The 25,550-nt window shown below is 66.3% G+C and carries 25 protein-coding genes and 1 pseudogene; 12 read left to right on the top strand and 14 right to left on the bottom strand.

Annotated features, from left to right (window positions below):
- Positions 1-79 precede the first annotated feature (79 nt).
- From B9Z03_RS06880 to gyrB, 4 genes are all read right to left on the bottom strand, one after another.
- Positions 80-2,257: a malate synthase G gene (locus B9Z03_RS06880; protein ID WP_085463521.1), complete on the bottom strand. Its 2,178-nt coding sequence runs from the start codon at positions 2,255-2,257 to the stop codon at positions 80-82.
- 94 nt (positions 2,258-2,351) lie between these two features.
- Positions 2,352-4,367 (bottom strand): hydantoinase/oxoprolinase N-terminal domain-containing protein, encoded by a 2,016-nt coding sequence (locus tag B9Z03_RS06875; RefSeq protein WP_085463520.1) that lies wholly within the window; start codon positions 4,365-4,367, stop codon positions 2,352-2,354.
- A 76-nt stretch (positions 4,368-4,443) separates the two neighbouring features.
- A complete protein-coding gene (locus B9Z03_RS06870; RefSeq protein ID WP_085463519.1) occupies positions 4,444-4,824 on the bottom strand; it encodes a hypothetical protein in 381 nt (126 codons plus the stop codon).
- Positions 4,825-5,027: 203 nt separating this feature from the next.
- Positions 5,028-7,517 (bottom strand): DNA topoisomerase (ATP-hydrolyzing) subunit B, encoded by a 2,490-nt coding sequence (gyrB, locus tag B9Z03_RS06865; protein ID WP_085463518.1) that lies wholly within the window; start codon positions 7,515-7,517, stop codon positions 5,028-5,030.
- Between the two features lie 304 nt (positions 7,518-7,821).
- Here gyrB and B9Z03_RS06860 point away from each other — a divergent pair, with 304 nt between their 5' ends.
- The gene (locus B9Z03_RS06860) at positions 7,822-9,708 is read left to right on the top strand and encodes a PAS domain-containing sensor histidine kinase (RefSeq protein ID WP_139832188.1); all 1,887 of its coding nucleotides are present in this window, start codon (positions 7,822-7,824) and stop codon (positions 9,706-9,708) included.
- A 12-nt stretch (positions 9,709-9,720) separates the two neighbouring features.
- Here B9Z03_RS06860 and B9Z03_RS06855 read toward each other — a convergent pair.
- A pseudogene (locus tag B9Z03_RS06855) lies at positions 9,721-10,146 on the bottom strand (response regulator); the annotation flags it as partial.
- 235 nt (positions 10,147-10,381) lie between these two features.
- Here B9Z03_RS06855 and B9Z03_RS06850 point away from each other — a divergent pair.
- The 3 genes from B9Z03_RS06850 (at position 10,382) to B9Z03_RS06840 (ending at position 12,917) form a co-directional block, all read left to right on the top strand.
- The gene (locus tag B9Z03_RS06850) at positions 10,382-11,752 is read left to right on the top strand and encodes a cytochrome P450 (RefSeq protein ID WP_085467527.1); all 1,371 of its coding nucleotides are present in this window, start codon (positions 10,382-10,384) and stop codon (positions 11,750-11,752) included.
- A 63-nt stretch (positions 11,753-11,815) separates the two neighbouring features.
- A complete protein-coding gene (locus B9Z03_RS06845) occupies positions 11,816-12,196 on the top strand; it encodes an antitoxin Xre/MbcA/ParS toxin-binding domain-containing protein (protein WP_085463516.1) in 381 nt (126 codons plus the stop codon).
- The gene (locus B9Z03_RS06840) at positions 12,156-12,917 is read left to right on the top strand and encodes an RES family NAD+ phosphorylase (protein WP_085463515.1); all 762 of its coding nucleotides are present in this window, start codon (positions 12,156-12,158) and stop codon (positions 12,915-12,917) included. Before B9Z03_RS06845 ends, B9Z03_RS06840 begins: the two co-directional genes overlap by 41 nt.
- 4 nt (positions 12,918-12,921) lie before the next feature.
- On the opposite strand, the gene B9Z03_RS06835 is transcribed toward B9Z03_RS06840, so the two are convergent.
- The 3 genes from B9Z03_RS06835 to rsmI all read right to left on the bottom strand — a co-directional run bounded on the left by B9Z03_RS06835 (position 12,922) and on the right by rsmI (position 15,110).
- Positions 12,922-13,743 (bottom strand): cyclase family protein, encoded by an 822-nt coding sequence (locus tag B9Z03_RS06835; RefSeq protein WP_085463514.1) that lies wholly within the window; start codon positions 13,741-13,743, stop codon positions 12,922-12,924.
- Between the two features lie 79 nt (positions 13,744-13,822).
- The gene (locus tag B9Z03_RS06830; protein WP_085463513.1) at positions 13,823-14,200 is read right to left on the bottom strand and encodes a YraN family protein; all 378 of its coding nucleotides are present in this window, start codon (positions 14,198-14,200) and stop codon (positions 13,823-13,825) included.
- The gene (gene rsmI / locus B9Z03_RS06825) at positions 14,190-15,110 is read right to left on the bottom strand and encodes a 16S rRNA (cytidine(1402)-2'-O)-methyltransferase (protein ID WP_139832187.1); all 921 of its coding nucleotides are present in this window, start codon (positions 15,108-15,110) and stop codon (positions 14,190-14,192) included. The genes B9Z03_RS06830 and rsmI overlap by 11 nt, the downstream gene beginning before the upstream one ends.
- 116 nt (positions 15,111-15,226) lie before the next feature.
- Between rsmI and B9Z03_RS06820 the strand changes: the two genes are divergently transcribed.
- Positions 15,227-15,409 (top strand): hypothetical protein, encoded by a 183-nt coding sequence (locus B9Z03_RS06820; protein WP_085463511.1) that lies wholly within the window; start codon positions 15,227-15,229, stop codon positions 15,407-15,409.
- Entirely contained in the window at positions 15,406-15,606 is a 201-nt protein-coding gene (locus B9Z03_RS06815) for a hypothetical protein (protein ID WP_085463510.1), read from the top strand. Before B9Z03_RS06820 ends, B9Z03_RS06815 begins: the two co-directional genes overlap by 4 nt.
- On the opposite strand, the gene hemW is transcribed toward B9Z03_RS06815, so the two are convergent.
- From hemW to rph, 4 genes are all read right to left on the bottom strand, one after another.
- Positions 15,603-16,772, bottom strand: a complete 1,170-nt coding sequence (gene hemW / locus B9Z03_RS06810; protein WP_432416990.1) for a radical SAM family heme chaperone HemW — start codon at positions 16,770-16,772, stop codon at positions 15,603-15,605. The genes B9Z03_RS06815 and hemW overlap by 4 nt on opposite strands.
- A 136-nt stretch (positions 16,773-16,908) precedes the next feature.
- Positions 16,909-17,553 carry an RdgB/HAM1 family non-canonical purine NTP pyrophosphatase gene (gene rdgB / locus B9Z03_RS06805; protein WP_085463508.1) on the bottom strand — a complete coding sequence of 215 codons (645 nt, stop codon included), beginning with the start codon at positions 17,551-17,553 and terminating at the stop codon, positions 16,909-16,911.
- Positions 17,553-17,963: a VOC family protein gene (locus B9Z03_RS06800; RefSeq protein ID WP_085463507.1), complete on the bottom strand. Its 411-nt coding sequence runs from the start codon at positions 17,961-17,963 to the stop codon at positions 17,553-17,555. The genes rdgB and B9Z03_RS06800 overlap by 1 nt, the downstream gene beginning before the upstream one ends.
- 34 nt (positions 17,964-17,997) lie before the next feature.
- Positions 17,998-18,714, bottom strand: a complete 717-nt coding sequence (gene rph / locus B9Z03_RS06795) for a ribonuclease PH (protein ID WP_085463506.1) — start codon at positions 18,712-18,714, stop codon at positions 17,998-18,000.
- A gap of 145 nt (positions 18,715-18,859) precedes the next feature.
- On the opposite strand from rph, the gene hrcA reads away from it, so the two are divergent.
- From hrcA to B9Z03_RS06770, 5 genes are all read left to right on the top strand, one after another.
- Complete coding sequence (gene hrcA / locus B9Z03_RS06790) at positions 18,860-19,930, top strand: heat-inducible transcriptional repressor HrcA (protein ID WP_085463505.1); 1,071 nt, start codon at positions 18,860-18,862, stop codon at positions 19,928-19,930.
- Positions 19,931-19,983: 53 nt separating this feature from the next.
- The gene (locus B9Z03_RS06785) at positions 19,984-20,184 is read left to right on the top strand and encodes a hypothetical protein (protein WP_085463504.1); all 201 of its coding nucleotides are present in this window, start codon (positions 19,984-19,986) and stop codon (positions 20,182-20,184) included.
- Between the two features lie 273 nt (positions 20,185-20,457).
- Positions 20,458-21,084, top strand: a complete 627-nt coding sequence (gene grpE, locus B9Z03_RS06780) for a nucleotide exchange factor GrpE (RefSeq protein ID WP_085463503.1) — start codon at positions 20,458-20,460, stop codon at positions 21,082-21,084.
- A gap of 129 nt (positions 21,085-21,213) precedes the next feature.
- Entirely contained in the window at positions 21,214-21,849 is a 636-nt protein-coding gene (locus B9Z03_RS06775) for a trimeric intracellular cation channel family protein (protein ID WP_085463502.1), read from the top strand.
- 156 nt (positions 21,850-22,005) lie between these two features.
- Positions 22,006-22,551, top strand: coding sequence for an outer membrane protein (locus B9Z03_RS06770; protein ID WP_085463501.1), 546 nt, complete (start codon positions 22,006-22,008; stop codon positions 22,549-22,551).
- 149 nt (positions 22,552-22,700) lie between these two features.
- Here the strand turns inward: B9Z03_RS06770 and B9Z03_RS06765 are convergent, their stop codons facing one another.
- Positions 22,701-23,003 carry a hypothetical protein gene (locus B9Z03_RS06765; protein WP_085463500.1) on the bottom strand — a complete coding sequence of 101 codons (303 nt, stop codon included), beginning with the start codon at positions 23,001-23,003 and terminating at the stop codon, positions 22,701-22,703.
- Between the two features lie 78 nt (positions 23,004-23,081).
- Complete coding sequence (locus B9Z03_RS06760) at positions 23,082-24,074, bottom strand: adenosine kinase (RefSeq protein WP_085463499.1); 993 nt, start codon at positions 24,072-24,074, stop codon at positions 23,082-23,084.
- Positions 24,075-24,358: 284 nt separating this feature from the next.
- Here B9Z03_RS06760 and cysK point away from each other — a divergent pair, with 284 nt between their 5' ends.
- Complete coding sequence (gene cysK / locus B9Z03_RS06755) at positions 24,359-25,336, top strand: cysteine synthase A (protein WP_085463498.1); 978 nt, start codon at positions 24,359-24,361, stop codon at positions 25,334-25,336.
- Positions 25,337-25,550: the final 214 nt, after the last annotated feature.

Genomic DNA, 25,550 nt, shown 5'->3' with positions numbered 1-25,550 from the left:
CCGCGGTCGATCCTCCCCTGCGAAGCGGGGGAGGGGGACCATGCGAAGCATGGTGGAGGGGGCGCAAGACAGTCCTCTGTTACCTCGCCTTATCCCGTGCCTTCAGCTCCAGCCGCCGTGCATGCAACACCGGCTCGGTATAGCCGTTCGGCTGGGCCAGGCCCTTGAACACCAGGTCGCTGGCGGCCTTGAAGGCGATGGAGTTCTCGAAATCGGGCGCCATCGGCCGGTAGAGCGGGTCGCCAGCGTTCTGGCGGTCCACCACGCCCGCCATGCGCTTCATCGTCTCGGTCACCTGGTCCTCGGTGCAGACCTTGTGATGCAGCCAGTTGGCGATGTGCTGCGAGGAGATGCGCAGCGTCGCGCGGTCTTCCATCAGTCCGACATCGTTGATGTCGGGCACCTTGGAGCAGCCGACGCCCTGGTCGACCCAGCGCACGACATAGCCGAGGATGCCCTGGGCATTGTTGTCCAGTTCGCGCTGGATCTCTTCCGGCGTCCAGTTGGGACGTATCGCGACCGGCACGGAGAGGATGTCGTCCAGCTTGGCGCGCGGGCGGCTCTTCAGTCTGTCCTGCACGGCCTTCACGTCGACCTTGTGGTAGTGCGTCGCGTGCAGTGTCGCGGCGGTCGGCGACGGCACCCAGGCGGTGTTGGCGCCGGCCTTGGGATGCGCGATCTTCTGCTCCAGCATCGCCGCCATCAGGTCGGGCATCGCCCACATGCCCTTGCCGATCTGGGCGCGCCCCTGCAGGCCGCAGGCCAACCCGATGTCGACGTTCCAGTTCTCGTAGGCCTGGATCCACGGTGCGGCCTTCATGTCGCCCTTGCGGATCATCGGGCCGGCTTCCATCGAGGTGTGCATCTCGTCGCCGGTGCGGTCGAGGAAACCGGTATTGATGAACACCACCCGCTCCTTCGCGGCGCGGATCGCCTCCTTGAGGTTCACCGTGGTGCGACGCTCCTCGTCCATGATGCCCATCTTGATCGTGTTGCGGGCCATGCCGAGCGCATCCTCGACGCGGGCGAAGATCTCGGAGGCGAAGGCGACCTCGTCGGGACCGTGCATCTTGGGCTTCACGACATACATCGAGCCCTTGCGCGAGTTCTTCCGGCGCCCGTTGGGACCGACGTCGTGCAGCGCGATGGCGGCCGTGATGAAGGCATCCATGATGCCCTCCGGCACTTCCGAGCCGTCCTTCAGCAGGATCGCCGGATTGGTCATCAGGTGCCCGACATTGCGCACCAGCATCAGCGAGCGGCAGGTGACCTCGAAGGTCGAGCCGTCCGGCGCCGTGTAGTCGAGATCGGGATTGAGCTTGCGCGTGAAGATCTTGCCGCCCTTCGACACCTCTTCGGTCAGGTCGCCTTTCATCAGGCCGAGCCAGTTGCGGTAGACGACGACCTTGTCCTCGGCGTCGACGGCCGCGACCGAATCCTCGCAATCCATGATCGTGGTGATGGCCGATTCCAGCCAGATGTCGGAAATGTTGGCCGGATCGTCCTTGCCGATCGCCGACGTGGCGTCGATGAGCACCTCGACCAACAGGCCGTTCTTGCGCAGCAGGAACTGCGACGGGGCATCGGGCGAGCCGAGATAGCCGGCGAGCTGCGCGCCGTCCGCCAGGCCGGTCATGCGGCCGTCCACCAGCGTCACGGCTAGGCGGCCCATGGCGATGTCGAACGACTTCGCGTCCGTCCAGGAGGCGCCGTCGAGCGGCGCGCTCTCGTCGAGGAATGCGCGCGCCCAGGCGATCACCTTCGCTCCGCGCACCGGATTGTAGCCCTTGCCCTTCTCCGCGCCGTCCGTCTCGGGGATCGCATCGGTGCCGTAGAGCGCGTCGTAGAGCGAGCCCCAGCGGGCGTTGGCGGCGTTCAGCGCATAGCGGGCATTCATCACCGGCACGACGAGCTGCGGGCCGGCGATGGTCGCGATCTCGGGATCGACATTCGCCGTGGCGACCGAGAAATCCGCGCCTTCGGGCAGCAGATAGCCGATGTCGGACAGGAAGGCCTTGTAGACCGCGAGATCGACCGGCGCGCCGTTGTCGCGGTGCCAGGCGTCGATCTTCGCCTGCAGCTCGTCGCGGCGGGCAAGCAGCGCCCGGTTCTTCGGCGCGAGGTCGTGGACGATGGCCGAGAAGTCCGACCAGAATTTCGCCGGATCGATGCCGGTGCCGGGCAGCGCCTCGTTGGCCACGAAGTCATGCAGCTCGCGCGCGATCTTCAATCCGTCGATGTCGATGCGGTCGGTCATGCACGTTCTCCCGTTTTCGTCGCGCCCGCTTCAACACGCGGGCGCGAAGGGCGTCAAGCTGTCCGAACCGCCAAACACTCTTCAGAAAAGCAAATCACTCAGCGATCCGGGGCCTGCCCGCGGCCGTGGCGGTCAGGATCGCCTCGATGAAGGTGCGCTGGCCTTCGACGGTGGCGGCGCGGATGTCCCGCAGCAGCTCGATATTGGCGTCGGCCGCGCCCGCCTCCCGGGCGCGCTCCGCCGCTGTGGCGCGGATCTCGGTTTCCGCCAGCTCCATGGCGGCCTCCTCGCTCGGGAAGTCGCGGATCGTGTCGCCGGCGGCGACCCGGAACAGTCCTTCCTTCGGCTGGCTGACGCGCGCCTCGACCGAGACGCGCACCTGGCCGACCACCGCGCCGAGTGCATTGGCGACGTCGGTGTCTTCCGGCACGACGCAGTCGTTGCCGACGAGCGGCGGCAGCCCCTCATAATGCAGCGGCGCGGAGGCGCCGAGGCCGATCACCGGCCGGTCGAGCGAGACCGCGAGCCGCGCAATGCCGTGGTCGCCGTCGACGGCGCGCTGCACCAGCGCGTGCGCGACGGTCGCGGCTCCATCCAGCCCGTCTTCGGCGAAGGCCGTCTCCAGAATCACCTCGGCCGAGCGGCGGGTCAGCGCATCGAGCACGCGGCGCGAGATTTCCTCCGGCGTCGCCGCAATCGGCTGGCCGCGGCCGTCGCGGCGACGGGCGAACAAGTCGGCCGCCATCCGGCCCGTCGCCGCATTCCAGTTGCGCTGCAGTCCCAACGCGTGCGCCGCGTCCGACGGCGTGAAACCTGAGACATGCACGAGGCCGCGCGCGACAAGCCGGTTGAGCGTCGCCGCCTGCGCGGTGGACGCAAGCACCCGGTCCAGCGGCTGCGGCACGTCGGTCAGCGCGTCGTAGAGCTTCTGCTCGGGTGCGGTCAGTCCTGCCGCCAGCCGCTCCGGCACGCCGGTGCGGAAGGCGAAGCGGCCGTCCATGCGGCCGGGATTGGGCGCGCGCAACTGGCGTTCGAGATGTTCCCTCACAACCGCCTCGTGCCTCACGCCAGCCAGCGCCAGAGGCACCAGCCGCCGCGGGCCGAGCTGGATGCGCGGCGCAAGCCCGCCGTCCTCCAGCGAGACCTCCGAGTCACCGCCGAGGCCGAAGGTGCGCATCGCCACCGCCTCGACCATCGTGCGAAAGCCGCCGACTGTGGCTCCCTCCGGGTCGAGGCGCGGCCTCCCCTTGTCGAGCACCGCGACGTCGGTCGTGGTGCCGCCGATGTCGGACACTATGGCGTCGTCCAGCCCGGTCATGTGGCGCGCGCCGACGAGGCTGGCGGCGGGGCCGGACAGTATGGTCTCGATCGGCCTCGTGCGGGCAAAGGCCGCAGACACCAGCGCGCCGTCGCCGCGCACCACCATCAGCGGCGCCTCGATGCCGCGCTGCGCAAGGAAGCCTTCGGTCGCCGCCACCAGCCGGTCGATCATCGAGATCAGCCGGGCGTTGAGCAGCGTGGTGAGCGCCCGGCGCGGGCCGCCGAGCTTCGAGGTCAATTCGTGGCTGGCCGTGACCGGAAGGCCGGTCGCCTTACGGATCATATCCCGCGCGGCGTTCTCGTGCGCGGGATTGCGCGTGGCGAAATAGGCGCAGACCGCGAAGCCCGAGACGGACCCGCCGAGCGCCGGCAGCGCCTCCCCCAGCGCAGACAGGTCGAGGGGCTGGGCATTGCCGTGGACATCGTGGCCCCCGGGGCAGAAGACGACCGGATCGGAGCCGAGTGCTGCCTTGAGCCCGTCGCGCTCGAGGTCCGCCGCCGAGAAGCCGACCATCACCAGTGCGACGCGCCCGCCCTGCCCTTCCACCAGCGCATTGGTCGCCAGCGTGGTCGACATGGAAACGAGCTTGATCGAGGACGGCGCGACCGCCGCCTTGTCGAGCACCGCGTCCACCGCGCCGGAAATACCCTCGGCGAGATCGTGCCTTGTGGTCAGCGACTTCGCCTTGGCGACGACGCCGCGGTCCTCCGCCCACAGCACGGCGTCCGTATAGGTGCCGCCGGTGTCGATGCCGAGGAAGATCGGCACGGCGTTTCGGTCGGTCGTCATCGAGGCTCGCAAACTGAAAAGGGCGCGGATGTCTCCGCGCCCCTTACTTGATCTCGTGAAGCCACGATAGCGTGCCCTACGGGACCAGATCGATTTCCTCGGTCTCGCCGCCGGTGCAGGTGTAGCAGCAGTCGTCGCAATTCTCGGAATTTTCCGGCCCCACACCCCAATAGGTGCCCTTGTCGCCCGAAATCCAGGCGCCGTAGCAGATCGTCTCGCCCTCCTCGCAGGAAAGCGGCATGGTCTTCGTCTCGCCGTCGTCGAGATAATAGACCTGGTTGTTGCCCGGCCAGACATGATCGCGGTCCTGGCTGTAGAGCTCGACCTCCAGCGCGTTGGGATGCGAATTCTTCATGACGAACGTCACGTCGCTCGCCAGCGATAAGGACGACGCCGCAAGCACGGCCGTCGTGGCGAATGCGGCAGCCGCCAGGCTGCGCATGAAAAGGCTGTTCATGGAAAAAGTCCCCGAAAGAAACGCGGCACCCCTCGCCGCGCGGTAAGGACATTCGCATGCCGCACGGCCGGCGGGAAGCGGCCTGCGCTGGCCGCCAACGGATTATTTTCCGCTGGCGTCGTCATCCGTTCGCCTCTCCGGCTGGCAAACGACGCCGGGAGCCGAAGCCCCTCGCCGTATTGCCCGATAAGGGCGCCTTTGGGTCAGACGTCCAGGTTGGCCACGCTCAGCGCGTTGTCCTGGATGAACTCCCGGCGCGGCTCGACGTCGTCGCCCATCAGGCGGGCGAAGAGCGAGTCGGCGTCGTTTGCCTCCGTCACCTTGACCTGCAGCAGCGAGCGGACGTTCGGGTCGAGCGTCGTCTCCCAGAGCTGTTCGGCGTTCATCTCGCCGAGGCCCTTGTAGCGCTGCATGGTGAGACCCTTGCGGCCCGCCGCGAACACGGCGTCGAGCAGCGCCACCGGTCCGGTGATCGTCTCGTTCACATCCTTGCGGCGCAGCACCGGCGGCGTGCCGTAAACCTCGCCGAGGCGCTGCGCGTAGCGGTCGAGCGCGCGGGCGTCGGCCGAGTTCAGCAGCCCCATGTCGAGATGCGCATATTCGCGCACGCCGCGCACGGTGCGCTCGAAGATGAAGCCGCCGGCGCCCTCGTTGGACGTGCTGGTCCGGCCTTCCCAGCCGCGCTCGGTGTCCTCGGCGATCAGGTCGAGGCGCGCGGCGATCCTGGCCGCCATGTCGATCGCGCGGGCCGGATCGCCCGCGATCTCGGCGTTCAGGCCGCCGGCGATTGCCGCCTGCTCGACCACGGCGCGGTTGTAGCGGGTATGCAGGCCGTTGATGAGGCCGCGCACGGCGAGCGCATCGCCGATCGCGGCGCGCAGATCCTGACCGGCGCGCACCTCGCCACCCGCGACCGTCAGGGTCGCCTCGTCCAGCCCGGACTCGATCAGGAACTCCTCAAAAGCGGTCTCGTCCTTGAGGTATTGCGAGCTCTTGCCGCGCGAGACTTTGTAGAGCGGCGGCTGGGCGATGTAGAGATGGCCTCGCTCGATCAGCTCCGGCATCTGGCGGAAGAAGAAGGTCAAGAGCAGCGTGCGGATGTGGGCGCCGTCGACATCGGCGTCCGTCATGATGATGATCTTGTGGTAGCGCAGCTTGTCGGCGTTGAATTCGTCCTTGCCGATGCCGGTGCCGAGCGCGGTGATCAGCGTGCCGATCATGTCGGACGACAGCATGCGGTCGAAGCGGGCGCGCTCGACGTTGAGGATCTTGCCGCGCAGCGGCAGGATCGCCTGGTTCTGGCGCGAACGCCCGCCCTTGGCGGAGCCGCCTGCAGAGTCGCCCTCGACGATGAAGATTTCGGACTTGGCCGGATCGCGTTCCTGGCAGTCGGCGAGCTTGCCGGGCAGCGAGGTGATGTCCAGCACGCCCTTGCGCCGGGTGAGTTCGCGCGCCTTGCGGGCCGCCTCGCGGGCGGCGGCGGCCTCGACGACCTTCGCCACCAGCACCTTCGCCTCGGCGGGATGCTCCTCGAACCAGGTGCCGAGCGCCTCGTTGACGAGGCTCTCGACCACCGGGCGGACCTCGGAGGACACCAGCTTGTCCTTGGTCTGCGAGGAGAATTTCGGATCGGGCACCTTGACCGACAGCACGGCCGTCAGGCCCTCGCGGCAGTCGTCGCCGGTGAGCGAGACCTTCTCCTTCTTGGAGATGCCGGACGTGTCGGCATAGCCGGTGACCTGGCGCGTCAGCGCGCCGCGGAAGCCGGCCAGATGGGTGCCGCCGTCGCGCTGCGGGATGTTGTTGGTGAAGGCCAGCACGTTCTCGTGGTACGAGTCGTTCCACCACATCGCGACCTCGACCGTGATGCCGTCACGCTCGGCGCGGATGGCGATCGGCGCTGTGATCAGCGGCTTCTTGGCCCGGTCGAGATATTTCACGAACTCCTCGAGCCCGCCCTCGTAGTGCAGTTCCTGCACCTTCACATCGGCATGGCGCGCGTCGGTCAGCACGATGCGGACGCCCGAATTGAGGAAGGCGAGCTCGCGCAGCCGGTGTTCCAGCGTGTTGTAGTCGAACTCGACCATGGTGAAGGTCTCGCTCGACGGCATAAACGTCACCTCGGTGCCGCTGCGGCCTTCGTTGGTGCCGGACACCTTGCGCGCCTCATAGCTGCCCGTCACGGCCAGCGGCCCGTCGGCATTGCCATGGGTGAAGCTCATCTCGTGGATCTTGCCGTCGCGGCGGATCTTGAGCTTCAGCCAGATCGAGAGCGCGTTGACGACGGACACGCCGACGCCGTGCAGGCCGCCCGAAACCTTGTAGGAATTCTGGTCGAATTTCCCGCCGGCGTGGAGCTGCGTCATGATGACTTCCGCCGCCGACACGCCTTCCGAAGAATGGATGTCGGTGGGGATGCCGCGGCCGTTGTCGGTGACGGTGCAGGAGCCGTCCGGATTGAGCGTCACGGTCACCAGGTCGGCATGGCCGGCCAGCGCCTCGTCGATCGCGTTGTCGACGACCTCATAGACCATGTGGTGCAGGCCCGAGCCGTCGTCGGTGTCGCCGATGTACATGCCGGGACGCTTGCGGACGGCGTCCAGCCCCTTGAGAACCTTGATGGAATCGGCGCCGTACTCGGCCGGTTCGTTTCCGGGCGCGGCGGCAGCCGGATTCTCGGTGTTATCGCTCATGCAGTGCTTTTTCTCCAGCGCGCCGGACAGGCGCTCGGATCACGCCGAATCAGGCGTCAAACCCTGCCTAGATATAGGCGCTTGATGGGGTCTTTCCAAGTTTGCAGGCCCCGATAGGGCGGTCGAATGCCGAGCTATCCCCGCTAAATGCTCCCGGAATGGCCTTGGCAGCCCGGCAGGGCGGAACCGGGGGCCGATCTCCGCGTTTTCACAGCCGGCAACTTCCGTTCCGGCATCGTGACAAAGACAAAACTGCATCTATAGATATTCAAACTCGCCCGCTTTTTCCCGAGATCTCTCCACGATGCCCAATACCATATTCCCGGCTGCCGGCGGTGTTTCCCCCAAGGGCGCCGGCTCCGGCGAGATGCTCGGTCTGATCAACAGCTTCGATTGGGGAGGAACGGCTGTCGGCCCGATACAGGCTTGGCCTGAGTGTCTCCGCGCGGCAGTCAGGATCATGCTGTCCTCGCCGGTCCCCATGGTCATGCTGATGGGTGAAACCGGTGTTCTGGTCTACAATGACGGCTATGCCGTTTTTGCTGGCCTGCGGCATCCGGAAATATTGGGCAAGGATGTCGCGATCGCCTGGCCGGAGATCGCCGAATTCAATCTTGAGATCCTGAAACGGGTTCTTTCCGGCGAGACCGTCTCCTTCACCGATCAGAAAATGACCCTGGATCGGACCGGCGTCTTCGAAGATCTATGGCTCGATCTGAACTACAGCCCCGTGCTCGACGAGCGCGGCGTGCCGATCGCGGAACTGGTGATCGTCAGCGAGATGACGAAACGCGTACTTGCCGAACGGGCCTTGGCGCGGAGCGAAGAGCGGCTGTCACTGGCGTTGGATGCTTCCGGCATCGTCGGGGTGTTCGACTGGGATCTCATTGCCGATCGGGTGACCGCCGACGAGCGATTTGATGATATGTTCGGCGTCGATCCTGAAGCATCGCGAGCCGGTGCCCCGATTGCGACTTACATCGACAGTGTTCATGTCTCGGACCGCGAGGTACTGACCGCGGCAATTGAAAAGTCGATCGCTGAACGAAGCCCTTTCCGGGCCGAGTATCGGCTGGCTGGCCGGAGAGCGGAAGAACGCTGGGTCCTCGCCACCGGCCGCGTGATCGTCGACCCGGACGGCACGCCTGTTCGGCTTGCAGGCGTCGCGGTGGACATCACCGATCAGAAGATGGTCGCTGAACAACTGGCGCAGAGCGAAGCGAAGTTCCGGGCGATCGCCGACTCGATGCCGCAGATGGTGTGGTCCACGCTTCCGGACGGATATCACGACTACTACAATGCCCGTTGGTACGAATATACCGGAGTGCCCGAGGGCTCCACGGACGGCGAGGGATGGAACGGGATGTTCCATCCCGACGATCAGGAAAAAGCCTGGGCCGCCTGGAGGCATTCGCTTGCGACCGGCGAGCCCTATCAGATCGAGTATCGCTTGAGGCACCACAGCGGGGAATATCGCTGGACGCTCGGCAGGGCGATGCCCATCCGCGGCAATGACGGTCGCATCGTGAGATGGTTCGGCACCTGTACTGACATCCACGAAACCAAGCTCGTGGCAGAAGAACGCGAGATAGTGGCTCAGGAACTCAGTCACCGGATCAAGAACATCTTTTCCGTAATGAGCGGGATCGTCGCGCTTTCGGCGCGCACCTATCCCGAACTGGCGCCGTTGGCGAGCACCCTGCGGGCGCGCATCTCGGCGCTCGGCGTGGCACACGACTTTGTTCGGCCTCATTCGGCCGCATCCCGGCCGGCCGGGATCGAAATGACTGTGAAGGGCCTCATCACAACCTTGCTGAAGCCTTATCGCGATGAAGGAGACGACCGGCTGTCGATCTCCGGCGACGATGCGCGGATCGACGAGCGATCCGCCACACCGATTTCGTTGCTGTTGCACGAACTCGCGACAAACTCTGCAAAGTATGGCGCTCTCGCGGAGAAGAACGGCCGGGTTGTCGTTCGGCTCGATACCGACCCCGATAATCTCTTTATCGAGTGGAAGGAGAGCGGATCGGCCATTACGGCCCCAGCTCGGCAGGAGGGCTTTGGCAGCCGGCTGATGTCCTTGTCGGTTGAAGGTCAGTTGTCCGGGCGGCTGGAACGGATGTGGGAACAGGACGGTCTGCGCGTGCGCGTCACGATACCGGCGCGGGCGCTCCGTCGCTCCGCCTAGACCAGCCGGATATCAGCTGGCGAGTCTGCTCGTATCAGCGCTAAAGAGCGTCATGCTTGCCGGCGGCATTGCCTCCTGACGCTGCCGATGCGCAATCGCGAAACTCACCGCCTGACGCATCTCGTCGTCGTTGACGGGCTTTGGGATCACACCGAGCGTTCCAGGAACTCCCTCGCCGAGTTGTGAAGGATTGGCGGTGACAAACACCACCGTCACGCCATGCTTCTCGGCAAGCATGCGCCCGATCGCCGGACCGGTCGGACCGTCGCGCAGATTCAGGTCGACCAACGCCACTTCGGCTTCGCCCGCCAGTTCCTCCGCCTTGCGGCTGTCGGCCGCAATGCCGATCGGCCGATGGCCCATCTGAGAAACCACGTGTTCTATCTCGATAGCGACGAAGATTTCGTCTTCAACCACAAGTATCCTGCACGACATTCCAGACTTCCGCTTGTGAACCTCTTTTGCCCTTCTCCGGGATACTCAAACTTCCGATGACAGATAAAGTTGCACTCACGCCCTTTTATCAAGCCGAACCGCACGCCGGAACGAAATTCAGGCGACTTTTCCAGGGTTTCTGTCGCGTGACGACCATGTGCCACACGATCACGCGTCGAGTGAAGTTGGCGGCATGTCGCACATCACCTATGTAGAGGACGAAACGGATTTCCGATCGATGGACGCAACGCCCGCCCCCTTCGTGCCGCCCGCGCCGAAACCGCGGACCTCGCCACCGTCGACGCTGGAAATGATGCGGATCGTCTACCGCAATCCGCTCGAACTGTGGGGCGAGCCGTCCTACAACCAGCCCTGGATCTCTGTCTCGGGCTTCGGCGGGCCGCTGGTGGTCGCCAACGATCCCGGGCTGATCCGGCATATCCTCGTCGACAACGTCAAGAACTACCGCATGTCGACGGTACGGCAGAAGGTGTTGCGGCCGATCCTGCGCGACGGGCTGCTGACCGCCGAGGGGGACACCTGGAAACGCTCGCGCAAGGCGATGGCGCCGGTGTTCACGCCCCGCCATATCTTCGGCTTCGCGCAGCCGATGCTGAAGCGCACCCAGGACTTCGCTGACCGCTACGTGTCGGGCACAACGGTCGACCTGGCGCGCGACATGACGACGCTGACCTACGACATCCTGGCCGAGACGCTGTTTTCCGGCGAGATCGCAGCGCCTCCCGGCACGTTCGAAGCCCAGATCGACCGCCTGTTCGAGACCATGGGCCGCGTCGACCCGCTCGACCTGCTCAGGGCGCCGGACTGGCTGCCGCGCATCACGCGTATCCGCGGACGCAAGACGATGGCTTATTTCCGCGGCATCGTCGCCGACACGATCGCGCTGCGTGAGGAGCACCTGGCGAAGGATCCCGGCAGCGCGCCGCAGGACTTCCTCACCCTGCTGCTGAGGGCGGAAGGACCCGACGGGCTGACGCGCGGCGAGGTCGAGGACAACATCATCACCTTCATCGGCGCCGGCCACGAGACCACTGCCCGCGCGCTCGGCTGGACCATCTACTGCCTCGCGGAATCGCCGTGGGAGCGCGAGAAGATCGAGGAAGAGATCGCCTCCGTCCTCGCCCGCGAGTCGGACCCGGTGAAATGGCTCGACGCCATGCCGCTGACGCGCGCGGCCTTCGAGGAGGCGATGCGGCTCTATCCGCCGGCGCCGTCGATCAACCGCGAGCCGGTGGAAGAAGACCGCTACGGCGACCTCGTCCTGCGCAAGGGCGCGACCGTGCTCGTCATGCCGTGGACGGTGCATCGCCACCGCAAGCTCTGGGACAAGCCCGACGCCTTCATGCCGTCGCGCTTCCATCCCGGGCGGCGCGACGCGATCGACCGATATCAGTATCTCCCCTTCGGCGCCGGCCCGCGCATCTGCATCGGCGCCAGTTTCGCCATGCAGGAAGCCGTTATCGCGCTCGCCGTGCTCCTCTCGCGCTTCCGCTTCGACACGGTGGCGGAGACCAGGCCGTGGCCGGTGCAGAAGCTGACCACCCAGCCGGAGGGTGGCCTGCCGATGAAGGTGACGGCACGCGTGTAGGTCGCAGGTTTGATTTCTTGCGAAAGAAGATCTATATTTCCTTTCAACAGAAAGGATTTTGCTGTGTCGACCGCGCTCAAACTCGACCACCCGCTGGACACTTCCGTGGTCGCCGCCAAGGCCGTAACACGGGCCGCTGATCTGCTCGATGTTTCGGGCAGGGATCTCGCCGCGATCATTGGCGTGTCGGAGGCAAGCCTGTCGCGGATGAAGCGGGGCGACGCCAGCTTCCGCCTCTCCGGCAAGCCCTATGAGCTGGCGCTGCTTTTCGTCAGGCTCTACCGCGCGCTGGACGCCATCATGGGCGGAGACGATGCTGCCTCGCGCCACTGGCTGCGCGCCGAGAACCTCGCGCTGGGCGGACAGCCGCTGGCGCGCATCAGAAGCATAGACGGGCTCACCCATGTCCTCGCCTATCTGGACGCCCGACGCGCTCCGGTCTGAGGCGAGGCCGCTCGGCGGCGATTGCTGGCGCCTCGTCGAGGCGCAGCATCGCGTGTCGACGATGAAACTGGTCGACACGCTGGAAGAGCAGGCGCTGCTGGAGGAGGAACTGGAACGGACGAAGCCGCCCGGCCCGCCCGAATGTTCCGGCCTCCACTACCTCCTGTCGACGCCGTTCCGATACGGACGATATCCTGGGAGTTCGAGGTTCCGGCGCGAAGGCTATTCGCCAGGCGTCTATTATGCGGCCGAGCACCCTGAAACCGCGGTGGCAGAGACCGTCTTCTACCGGCTGCTCTTCTTCGCCGAGAGTCCGACGACGCCCTTTCCGCGCAATCCGCTCGAATTCACCGGGTTCGAGGTAGCCTTCCGCGTCGACGCCGCCATCGACCTGACGGCGGCGCCATTCTCCTCCGATGCAGCGCTCTGGACCCATCCGGCCGACTATTCGGCCTGCCTCGATCTGGCTGACGCCGCCCGCGCGGCCGGAGTGACCGCGATCCGCTACCGATCGATCCGCGATCCGCACGGCAGGGCGAACCTGGCGCTCCTGTCCTGTCTCGCCTTCTCCGCACCGGCGCCTGCCCGATACGCCACATGGCGCATCGGCTTCTCGGCCCGTGAGGCGATCGCGCTGTGCGACCGCCCCGAGGCTCGCCTGTCGTTTCCGATCGCGCTCTTCGCCGCCGACCCGCGACTGGCGGTGTTGGCGGCGCGATAGGCCGTTACACGAGCGCAAACACCCGCGCCGGGCCGCCGGTGCCGCCCTTCACCTTCGGCGCGCCGACGACGATGGTTGCGCCCTTGGCAGGCAGGGCGTCGAGGTTGGTGATGCCCTCGATGCCGTAGCGGCCGGCAGGCAGCCAGGTGTTGTGGACGATGAAGTCGGGCGACTGGCCGAAGTCGAGCGACAGCGTGTCGACCGCGATCGCCTTGGTCGACCCTTCGAGAAGCTGCTTAATGGCGTCGACGTGGAAGCCGGGGAAGTGCATCGTCTTGCCGTCGGCGCCGAGGTTGCGGAACTTGTCGGTGGCGACATGCGCCGACCAGCCCGAGTTCATCGCCACCACCGCGCCGTCCGGCAGCGGCCCGTTGGCGTCGGTCCAAGCCTTGATATCTTCGGGCGTCACCTGCGCATCCGGGTTGTCGGCGGCCTTGGCCTTGATGTCGATGACGACGAGCGGCCCGACGAGGTCCTCCACCGGCAGTTCGGCAACCGACTTGCCGTCGGCGGTGAAATGCAGCGGCGCATCGATATGAGTGCCGGTGTGCTCGCTCAGCCGCCATTCGAACAGGTTGAACGTGTCCTTCGCATGGCTGAACTTCTGATCCATCCAGAACTGCTGGGCGCCGAAGTAGGTCGGGAATTTGTCGTAGAGCTCGTGGGTCAGGTCATGCGCCTTACCGGGCGCGGCGGACTGGGCAAACAGCGGCGCAGGAGCCGACGCGACAGCGGCGACAGCACCCGCCCCGGCGAGACCGCGGAACAAGGCGCGGCGCGACAGCATGTTCGACTTGACGTTCTCGATAACGCAGGCGTGACACATATCGATAACTCCGAAGGTTATTGAGACCATTCAGAGTGCAGGGGATGTCGTCGTTCCGCAAGGGAAGTATGAGGTGCGGCTACCGCCTGCCTGAAAAAACATTCTCGACATGCACCGGCCAGCGCCACGGCAGCACCGCCACCATGTCGAAGCGCACCGACAGGCGCGGGAAATCGCGCTGGCACGACAGCCACATGTCGGCCGCGCCCTCGATGCGCCAGGCCGACTCGCGACCGATCGCATCCATCGCCTGCGCCAGCGTCGGCCGCGCCTTGACCTCGACGATGGCGATCAGGTCGCCGCGCCGGGCGATCAGGTCGATCTCGCCGAGCTTGGTGCGATAGCGCCGCGCGACGATGCGGTAGCCCTTGGCCATCAGGGCGACCGAAGCGAGGAACTCGCCCCGGAAGCCGAGGCGATAGGCGCGCAGGCGTTTGCGACGGCCGTCAGGCGCCACCGCCCTCCCCCTTGAGTTCGAGGAGCCGGCGATAAAGGCCGGGTTTCGGCTGCCCGGTCAGCCGCGCCGCCTCGGCGGCGGCCTTCGACGCCGACATTTCCGCCGCCAGCGAGACGAGGAGCCGGTCGACATCCTCGACGTCTGCCACCTCCTCAGCCGGCGGACCGACGCAGATCACCACCTCGCCCTTGGGCGCATCGACCGAGCCATAGTGCGCGGCGAGGTCGGCAAGACCGGCGCGGCGGAACTCCTCGAAGGTCTTCGTCAGCTCGCGCCCGACCACGGCCGGACGGTCGCCGAGCACCTCGGCCATCGCCGCCAGCGCATCGTCGAGACGGCGCGGCGATTCGAAGAAGATCAGCGTCGCCGGCACCGCCTTCAAAGCTTCCAGCCGCTGCCTGCGCTGGCCGTCCTTCACCGGCAAAAAGCCGGCGAACAGGAATGCATCCGACGGCAGGCCGCTGGCGGTCAGCGCGGCGAGTGGCGCCGATGCGCCGGGGATCGGCACGACGCGGTGCCCCGCGCCGATCGCCTCGCCCACCAGCCGATAGCCGGGATCGGACACCAGCGGCGTGCCCGCATCGGAGACAAGCGCGACGCTCTTGCCCTCGGCAAGGGCCGCGATCAGGCCGGGGCCGGCCTCGGCGGCATTGTGCTCGTGATAGGACACCGGCCGCTGGCGGATGCCGTAGCGCGAGAGCAGGTTGCGGGTGACGCGCGTGTCCTCGCAGGCCAGCACGTCCGCCGCAGCGAGCGTCTCCAGCGCGCGCAGCGTGATGTCGCCGAGGTTGCCGATCGGCGTTGCGACCAGATAGAGCGCCGGCTCCAGCGGACGCGCGACGACCTCCGCCTCACCGACGAGGAAGGTCCGGCGCGGCGAGGCTTCGGGAGATGTGTCGTGCCTGCTCATGCGCCGTGTGTCGCATGCCCGTCCGGTCCAAGGGAAGAGCATCGCCACGCCCGCGCCACGATCGGGAACGAAAACCGATTCGGCGGATTTAGGCATCGGACATCAGGAGGCGAAGGATGGACGGCCTGCTCATTCACGACAGCTACGAACCCTACTATGCCGGACGCGAGCGCCGGAAGGAAAAGCCGCCGCGGCCGCCAGCCCTGCGGCGGGCCGACGTCAAGGACGCCGCGACCCAGCCGGCAACGCCGCTGCCGGTCAACCTGCCGAAGCCCTGGGAGCGGCTGCCCCGCTCATGAGCGCCGCTGCACGCTTCTCGGCGAAGATCGAGTATCTCGTCCATACGATGGACGCATCGCAGGGTGCCCGCTCAGCGGACGGCGACCAGGACGGCCCCGCCGGCGATCCGGGTGGCAGGGCCGACCCTCATCGCCGCGAAGGCGGCGTGCAGGGTTCGAAACTCCCGGAAAACAAATTCAGCGTCGTCAAGCGCTAGTCGGTCCGCGCGAGATCGGCAACGAGGGCGTCGAGCACGATCATGCCGGTCGGCGTGGCGCGCAGCCGGGAATTGCCCAACGATTCGACCAGCCCCTCGCCCTGCAGCACGGCGATACGCTTCAAGGACAGCGGCTGGTCGGCCATGTCCTCGTAGCGGGCGAGGTCGATGCCTTCGGCAAGCCGCAGCCCCATCATCAGGAACTCGTCGGCCTCCTCGCTCCGGTGGAGGACCTCGCCGCCCACCACGCCGTGGCCGTTGGCCTCGACCAGATTGGCCCAGGTCTCCGGCATCTTCTCGGTGAAGGTGACGACGCGGCGGCCATTCTCGACGAAGCGCCCATGCGCGCCGGGGCCGGCGCCGACATATTCGCCGTAGCGCCAGTAGACGAGGTTGTGCTGGCTTTCCGCGCCCGGCCTGGCGTGATTGGAGATCTCGTAGGCCGGCAGGCCGCGCTGGGCCGTCACCGACTGCGTCAGCGCATAGAGGTCGGCCGAGAGATCCGGATCGGGCATGACGAACTTGCCCGCCGCGTGAAGCGCATGGAAGCGCGTGCCTTCCTCGATGGTTAGCTGGTACAGCGACAGGTGGTCGGCCGCGAGGTCGATCGCCTCGCCGAGCTCGCGCTGCCAGGCGTCGAGCGACTGGCCGGGACGGGCATAGATCAGGTCGAAGGAAAGCCGCGGAAAGATGTCACGCGCCAGCCCGATGGCGCGCTTGGCCTCCGCCACGTCGTGCAGCCGGCCTAGGAAGCGCAGGTCCGGATCGTTCAGAGCCTGGACGCCGAGCGAGACGCGGTTGACGCCGGCGGCGCGGTAGCCGCGGAAGCGCCCGGCTTCGACCGAGGAGGGATTGGCCTCCAGCGTCACCTCGATGCCCTCCGGCACGGTCCAGAGCTCCGCCACTGTATCGAGCAGCGCGCCGACGGTCTCAGGCTCCATCAGCGACGGCGTGCCGCCGCCGAGGAAGATCGACGTCACTTCGCGCGGCCCGGTGCGAGCGCGGAAGTGCTCCAGCTCGCGGCGAAAGGCCTGCGCGAAACGCGCCTGGTCCGGCGGCTGGTGGCGGACATGGCTGTTGAAGTCGCAATACGGACACTTCGCCGCGCAGAACGGCCAGTGCAGGTAGACGCCGAAGCCGGGGTCGGTGAGCAACCGCACTAGCACGCCCCCTCATCCGGCCCTTCGGGCCACCTTCTCCCCGCCGGGAAGAAGAAGGGCGCCGCGTCGCCACCGCGTCCTCCTCTCCCCTCGGGGAGAGGTGCCGAGCGAAGCGATGCGGTGAGGGGGCGGCCGACCGAGGTCACTTCAACCCCAATCTCGCCTCGGCGAACTTCTTGAAGGCGCAGGCGCGGTGCGAGGTGGCGGTTTCCATGCCGGGCTTCCAGCCGTGCTTTTCCTCGGCGGTCATCTCGCCAAAGGTACGCGAATGCCCGTCGGGCAGGAAGACCGGATCGTAGCCGAAGCCACTGGTTCCGCGCGGCGGCCAGACCAGCGTGCCTTCGGCCTCGCCGCGGAAATACTCCGCCTCGCCGTCGGGGAAGCAAAGGCAGATGACCGCGACGAAGCGGCCGGTGCGCTGGTCCGGCACGGTCGCACCCGCCTTCTGCAACGCATCCTCGGTCTTCTGCATCGCCATCATGAAGTCGCGCGTGCCGTCCGGCTTCGTCGCCCAGTCCGCCGTGTAGACGCCGGGCGCGCCGTCCAGCGCGTCGACCACCAGGCCGGAATCGTCCGACATGGCCGGCAGGCCGGTGGCGGACGCAGCCGCATAGGCCTTGATGTAGGCGTTCTGCTCGAAAGTCGTCCCCGTCTCCTCCGGCTCCGGCAGGCCGTATTCCTTGGCGGACCTCGCCTCCAGCCCGAACGGCGCCAGAAGGTCGGCGAACTCCGCCAGCTTGCCGGCATTGTGGCTGGCGACGACGATGCGCTTGCCGAGATCCCTCATCAGAGCCCCCAGATGGATGGATTGGCGAATTCGAGCGAATTGCCCGACGGATCGCGGAAATAAATGGAGCGGCCGCCTTGCGGCCATTCGAACTCGGCCTCGATCGCCACACCGGCTTCGATCAGATGCGCCTTCCAGCGGTCGATCTCCGCCTCGGTCGCCGCGAAGCAAAGATGTCCCTCGCCCACGGTGCCATGCGGCGGCACCGGCAGGCGCGCATCGGGTGCCGGCGGATGCCGGGTCGCCTCGGCGCTGAACAGGAGCACGACGCTTCCGCCGCATCTGAAGAAAGCGTGCCGCCCCTCGACCCTGCCGAGCGGCTCCAGCCCGAGCACCGCGCCGTAGAAATGCTCGGCGGCGGCGAGGTCGGTGACGTAGAGGGCGGATTCGAGGACGGCGGAGGGTTTCATCGGCAGCTCCTTGCAGGGGCCTGATGCCGGAGGCTTACGCCACCGCCATCTTCTGCAGGTCGACCAGCCGGGCAATACCCTTCTTGGCGAGCCCCATCAGCGCGGCGAATTCCTCCTCGGTGAAGGGGATTCCTTCCGCCGTGCCCTGGATTTCGACAATGCCGCCCTTCCCGGTCATGACGAAGTTGGCGTCGGTGCCAGCGGAGGAGTCCTCCAGATAGTCGAGATCGAGCACCGGAACGCCGTCGTGGATGCCGCAGGAAATTGCCGCGACGTGGTCCTTCAGCACTTTGGAGACGTCGGTCATCTTGCGCGCCGCCATCCAGGAGAGGCAGTCGTGCAGCGCGACGAAGCCGCCGGTGATCGCCGCCGTGCGCGTGCCGCCGTCGGCCTGGATCACGTCGCAGTCGACCGTGATCTGCACCTCGCCGAGTGCCTGCAGGTCGACGACGGAGCGCAGCGAGCGGCCGATGAGGCGCTGGATTTCCATGGTGCGGCCGCCCTGCTTGCCGCTCGCCGCCTCGCGGCGCATACGGTCGCCGGTCGAGCGCGGCAGCATGCCGTATTCGGCGGTGACCCAGCCCTTGCCGGTATTGCGCAGCCAGCCGGGCACTTTTTCCTCGAGACTCGCGGTGCACAGGACATGCGTGTCGCCGAACTTGACGAGGCACGAGCCCTCGGCATGTTTGGAAATGCCGCGTTCGAAGGAAATGGCCCGCATCTCGTCGGGCTGGCGCTTGGAAGGACGCATGACTCGGTTCCGGTTGGCTGGAGAAGGGCGCTTGTAGACGCAGTCTAGGCGCGGAGCAACCGAAACGCCGGCTCGGTTGCACGGGTCGCGCACCCGACTATATTCTTCTGCACAGAATCCAGCGCTCCGGTCCCATCCTCCGGCCATGACGAACCCGGTCTTCGATCAGAATCTCCAGTCGCTCGACGTCCGCTCCCGGGACATCTTCCGGGCGATCGTCGATTCCTACTTGCGCGACGGCGAGCCGCTCGGCTCGCGCAACCTGTCGCGCATGCTGCCCGCCTCGCTGTCGCCGGCGACCGTGCGCAACGTGATGAGCGACCTGGAGCAGCTCGGCCTCATCTACGCGCCGCACATCTCGGCCGGCCGCCTGCCGACCCAGAAGGGCCTGCGCTTCTTCGTCGACGCCTTCATGGAGCTGGGCGACCTGTCCGAGGAGGAGCGGCGCACGATCGACGCGCAGGTGAAGGCCTCCGGTTCCGGATCGACGCTGGAGCAGATGCTGACCGAGGCGAGCCAGATGCTGTCGGGCATGTCGCGCGGCGCCGGCCTCGTCGTAGCCGCCAAGAACGAAGTGCCACTGAAGCATCTTGAATTCATCCAGCTCGAGCCGACCCGGGCGCTCGCCGTGCTGGTGTCGCAGAATGGGGACGTGGAGAACCGCATCGTCGAGCTGCCGCCGGGCGTGACCACCTCGCAGCTCATGGAGGCGTCGAACTTCCTCAACGCCCATATCGTCGGGCGCACGCTGGCCGAGGCCCGCGCCGAGGTCGCCCGGCTCAAGGCGCAGACCAAGACGGCGCTCGACGCGCTGTCGCAGGATCTGGTCGACAAGGGTCTGGCCGTCTGGTCGGGCGGCGACGGCGGCCTGCCGGCGACGCTGATCGTGCGCGGCCGCGCCAACCTCTTGGAGAACGTCACCGCCGAGGCCGATATCCAGCTGCTGCGCCACCTGTTCGAGGATCTCGAGACCAAGGACGGGCTGATGCAGCTTCTCGACCTCGCCGAGGGCGGATCGGGCGTGCGCATCTTCATCGGCTCGGAGAACAAGCTGTTCTCGCTGTCCGGCTCGTCGCTGGTGGTCGCGCCCTACCGCGACAAGGATTCCCGCGTCGTCGGCGCGCTCGGCGTCATCGGCCCGACACGGCTGAACTATGCCCGCATCGTGCCGATGGTGGACTATACCGCGCAGATGATCAGCCGGATGCTACGGTAGCCATTCTCTATCTATACGTGTATTATCTATCTTCTCAATCATGGGAGGATGGCATGCCGCAGGTCTTGAACTATCGTGGTTCCTGGGACATCGATCAGAAGATCGGCGTCGTTCAGCTTGCATTGGCAGGAGGGACGGTCGCGACAACGCCGAGCCTCGATGCCGCAAACTTTACGGCGGTGATGACGGTGTTGGGATCTGATCCGAACATCCAATACGACCCTGCACAAAAACGGCTCTTCTCTCCCAACTAGATTGGAGATCGGCTAACACGCGGGTGCAAGCCGCGCCTCATCGTCGTCGGAAGCGAAGCCCGCCAGATTGGCGGGCTTTTCTTGCGTAGCTGTCCACGCGGCCCGACGACAGCCTCGCAAGCACCATAGAGCGATCAAATCTCCATGGTCGCGCGCCAAACGCGTTGCGAGCGAACAGGAAGAGGTTGCATACCGCCGATCCAGCCTTGATTTTTCGACCGCAAGTATCGATATCGGGCACAACTCACGAACAGTTGATGCAGGACCGACGCGATGAGCGAGAAGCCCAACGACGACATGAACGACGAGCGCATCGAAGATGCCGCGCCCGGTGAAAACGGCCAGGGCAATGACGGCGACTATGAGGCGCTGGTGCGGCTGATGAAGGAGAACGAGGAGCTCAAGGACCGGGCGCTTCGCCTCGCAGCCGAAATGGAAAACCTGCGCCGCCGCACCCAGCGTGACGTCGCGGATGCGCGCACCTATGCCGTAACGAATTTCGCGCGTGACATGCTGACGGTGTCGGACAATCTGCGCCGCGCGCTCGATGCCGTGCCGGCCGAGGCGAAGGAGGCAGGCGATGCCGGTTTCAAGGCGCTGTTCGAAGGCGTCGACATCACCGAGCGCGCCATGCTCTCGGCGCTCGAACGCCACGGTGTGAAGAAGCTGGAACCGCAGGGCGAACGCTTCGACCCCAATTTCCACCAGGCGATGTTCGAGGTGCCCAACCCCAACGTGCCGAACGGCACTGTCGTGCAGGTGGTGCAGTCAGGCTACTCCATCGGCGACCGCGTGCTGCGCCCGGCCATGGTCGGCATCGCCAAGGGCGGCCCCAAGGCCGCCCCCGCCCAGGCCGCGGAGCCCGGTCCGGTGAACGAGCAGGCCGAGAAGGATGCGTGAGTAGGGGGACAAGGGAATAGGGGGGAGTAAGGCAGTAGGAAGTCGCTCCTGGCAACCGCGGAGACGTGCTATGAATGCGTCTCTAACGCCCTACTGCCCTATTCCCTTACTCCCCTACTCCCTTAATACATGAACCCCATCCTCGCCTTCGACTATGCCGGCATCGCGGTTTTCGCCGCCACCGGCGCGCTGGCGGCGTCGCGGAAGCAACTCGACATCATCGGCTTCCTGTTCCTCGCGGGCGTGACGGGCGTCGGGGGCGGCACGTTCCGAGACCTGATCCTCGGGCTGACGCCGGTATTCTGGGTTCGGGAGCCGGGCTACATTCTCGTCTGCGCGGGCGTCGCGGTGCTGGTGTTCTTCACGGCCCATCTTTTCGAGAGCCGGTGGAAGCTTCTTCTTTGGCTGGATGCGGTCGGTCTGGCTGCCTATTGCGTGCTCGGCGCGCAGATCGGTCTGGTTACGACCGGCTCACCGGCCGTCGCGATCGTCACCGGCGTTCTGACGGCCACCTTCGGCGGCATCCTGCGCGACCTGCTCGCCAATGAGCCCTCGGTGCTTTTGCGGCCGGAAATCTACGTTACCGCTGCCCTCGTCGGCGCGGCGGCGCATACCGGGCTGGTGCTGGCGGGCTTTCCGCTGCTCGCCTCGGCGCTGATCGCGGCGGCGGCGGCCTTCGTGGTGCGCGGCGGGGCGCTGAAATTCGGCTGGACCTTTCCGCGCTATCGCACCCGGCCGGGACGCCGCCCGGAAGACATCCCTTAACGTTCGCCACACGGTTTTCGCATTTCTGACGCATTTCGGCAGCAACGTTCACGTAACCGTATTAACGGAACAATTATCAGTGAACGGCATTCTGCTGAAACGGTGAGTCGATACAAACACGTCGTTGTATCTGGGAACTGAAGCGTGAAACGTTGTGTGACCGCAATCCTGCTGCTCGCCGCGACGCCCGCCGTCGCGGCTGACGAGATTCCGGCACCGATCGCCGAGCGTTTCGCGGGTGACCAGAATTTCGACTGGAGCGGCTTCAGGCTCGGCGTGCAGGGCGGCTATGCCTGGGGCAGTCCGGGCGTCGTGGCCGGTGACGGCGCGATCGGCGGCATCCATGGCGGCTATGACTGGACGCTCGGCGACGCGGTCGCGGGCGTCGAAGGTTCGGTATCCGCCGCCGACATCGAGATCGGCCCCGACAACCGGCTGACCTCCGTCATCGATCTGCGGGCAAGGCTCGGCTATTCCTTCGACCGCGTGCTGGTCTACGGCACCGCCGGCGGCGCCTATGGCAGCACGAGCGCCGGCGTCGACGGTCGCGGCCTGGCCGTGGGCGCGGGCCTCGATTTCGCGACACTGCAGAACGCGATCTTCGGGCTGCAATACCTGAAATACAAGTTCGAAGACCTGAACAACACCGGCAACTCGCTCGAGATCGACCTGATCGAGGGCAAGCTCACCTACAAGTTCTGAGAGACTGTTTCGAAATTCGCTCTGGCGACACAGCTGGTGGCGGTTTCGAGAACAGAAGCGGAGCGGACATTTGGGTCCGTGAGCACCGGAAGCGCAGAAAACGCCATCAGACGGCCGTCAGAGTAGAATTTCCAGACAGTCTCTGATCGCTACGCCTGATCGGCATGGCGCTCCTTGTTGGCGCCGACCTTGCGCGAAAGGTCGGAGAAGGTCGTCCGTTCCGACGTTCCGCGGTTTGCAGCCTTCAAAAGACGGATCGGGAAGCAGATCGCATCCCGGTTCGAATGCGACAGGTCTTCCGTCATCCTTTCCTCGGAAGTGAGATCGGCTTCCGCCTTGCGCAGGGCCAGGTCGATCTCCTCGACCGACAGAAGGCCTTTCCTGACGAGCATCTCGTTGATGGACGCAACCGCCATCAGAAGACCCTGAAGCTGGAGATTGGCGACGTTCATTGGCGACCTCCCTGGGTGCGCTGCCATGCCGGCCCGCACCCATGAACTGCCGCGGCGGCCCGCCTTGTCAAGCCCTGCTCAGAGCAGCCCCGCCTCGACGGCCGCCTGGCGCAGGCTCTGACGGGGGCGCGGGCCGACCTGCTGGATCACCAGCCCCGCCGCGAGAGAGCCGAGCTTGCCGCAATCGGCGAGCGAACGGCCCGTCGTGTAGCCGAACAGGAAACCGGCGGCGTAGAGGTCGCCCGCGCCTGTCGTGTCGACCAGCTCGCCGATCTCGATCGCGTCCACCACGACCGTTTCGTCGCCGCGCACGACGACGGAGCCGAGTTCCGAGCGCGTCACGGCCGCGAGCTTGCAATCCTTGCGGATCGCCTCCAGCCCCGCCTCGAAGGACGAGGTCTGGTAGAGCGCCTTCAGCTCGCTCTCGTTGGCGAAGACGATGTCGACCGTTCCGGACCGCATCAGGAACAGGAACTCGTCGCGATAGCGGTCGACGCAGAAGGAGTCCGACAGCGTCATCGACACTTCGCGCCCGGCGGCATGCGCATGCTTCGCCGCCAGCCGGATCGCATCCTTGGCGCGCGGCGGGTCCCACAGGTAGCCCTCGAAATAGGTGACCTTGGCGCCGGCCGCCTTGTCCTGTTCGACATCCTCGGGCCCGAGCTCCACGCAGGCGCCGAGATAGGTGTTCATCGAGCGCTCGCCGTCAGCGGTGACGAAGATCATCGAGCGGGCGGTGGGCGGCGGCACGTCGAGCGGCTTGGTGTCGAAAGCCACGCCCTGGGCGCGGATGTCGTGCGCATAGATCTCGCCCAGCGCATCCTTCGCAACCTTGCCGAAGAAGGCGGCCCGGCCGCCGAAGCTCGCGACGCCCGCCGCCGTATTGCCCGCGCTGCCGCCCGACGCCTCGATCGCGGGGCCCATCCGGCTGTAGAGAAGCTCGGCGCGGTCGGCGTCGATCAGGTTCATCGCGCCCTTGATGATGGCATTGTCGACGAGAAAACTCTCTTCGCACCGCGCAATGATGTCCACGATCGCGTTGCCGATGCACAGCACGTCATACTGACTCATGAAGCGTCCCGCTCTCCGCGCCGTCCGTCCGCGGGGCGCCTGTCATCGACGGGTTTAGCGCGTGGATGACGGATTGCAAGCGCGTCGGACGACTCCGCCGGGCCCTCCGCTGCCGTCCAAACGGCGCCCGCAAGGCAGCTGGCATCTGAGCCGTAGAATTTCATTCTAGGTTCCAGGCTTTCTTGGGACAAAATTCTACACAACGCGCCCTGCGCGATCGTTCGCCTCTCGGATTTCGGCCTGCAAGAGACTATGGTGCTGCAAACCGCCTCAGGGAGAAAACGATGAACAAGCATGCGAGCGCCACGCACGTGCCGGGCCGCGGCAGGGTCTACAATTCCATCACCGAGACCATAGGCGACACGCCGATCGTGCGGCTCGACAAGTTCGCCAAGGAGAAGGGCATCGTCGCCAACCTGTTGGCGAAGCTCGAATTCTTCAACCCGATCGCCAGCGTCAAGGACCGTATCGGTGTCGCCATGATCGAGACCATGGAGGCCGACGGCCGCATCACGCCCGGCAAGACGACGCTGGTCGAGCCGACCTCGGGCAATACCGGCATCGCGCTCGCCTTCGCAGCCGCGGCCAAGGGCTACCGGCTGATCCTGACCATGCCCGAGACGATGTCGATGGAGCGCCGCAAGATGCTGGCGCTGCTGGGCGCGGAACTCGTGCTTACCGAAGGCGCCAAGGGCATGAAGGGCGCCATCGCCAAGGCCGAGGAGCTCGTGCAGACCATTCCCGGCGCCATCATCCCGCAACAGTTCGAGAATCCGGCCAATCCGGAAATCCATCGCAAGACCACGGCCGAGGAGATCTGGAACGACACGCAGGGCGGCGTCGACATCCTGGTGTCGGGCATCGGCACCGGCGGCACGATCACCGGCGTCGGCCAGGTGCTCAAGGCGCGCAAGCCGGGCGTCCGCGTCGTCGCCGTCGAGCCGGAAGCCTCGCCTGTGCTGTCAGGCGGTCAGCCCGGCCCGCACAAGATCCAGGGCATCGGCGCCGGCTTCGCGCCGAAAATCCTCGACACCACGGTCTATGACGAGATCGTCACCGTCTCCAACGAGGATTCCTTCGCCAATGCCCGCCTCGTCGCCCGGCTCGAAGGCGTGCCGGTCGGCATCTCCTCGGGTGCGGCACTCCAGGCGGCGACGGTGGTCGGCCGCCGGCCGGAAAACGCCGACAAGAACATCGTCGTCATCATCCCCTCGTTCGCGGAGCGCTACCTGTCGACGGTGCTGTTCGACGGGCTCGGCTGAGCCGCGGGACTGTCGCGTAGGGCGCGTTACCCCCACCCCTGCCCCTCCCCGCAAGGGGGAGGGGAACTCCGCCAGTCCGGCGCCGATCATTGGCGGTTCCGGGCCGACATGCACACGACCAAGTCCCCCTCGCCCTTGCGGGGAGGGGCAGGGGTGGGGGTAACGCGCCACAATAACGAGAGTCGACTGCCCGGCACCGAACCAGAAGACACTT

The sequence above is a fragment of the Mesorhizobium australicum genome (genome assembly GCF_900177325.1).
In the GTDB taxonomy this organism is placed as follows: Bacteria; Pseudomonadota; Alphaproteobacteria; order Rhizobiales; family Rhizobiaceae; genus Mesorhizobium_A; species Mesorhizobium_A australicum_A.
Note: the sequence above shows the minus strand (reverse complement) of the source record. Positions and strands in the feature narration are given on the sequence as shown.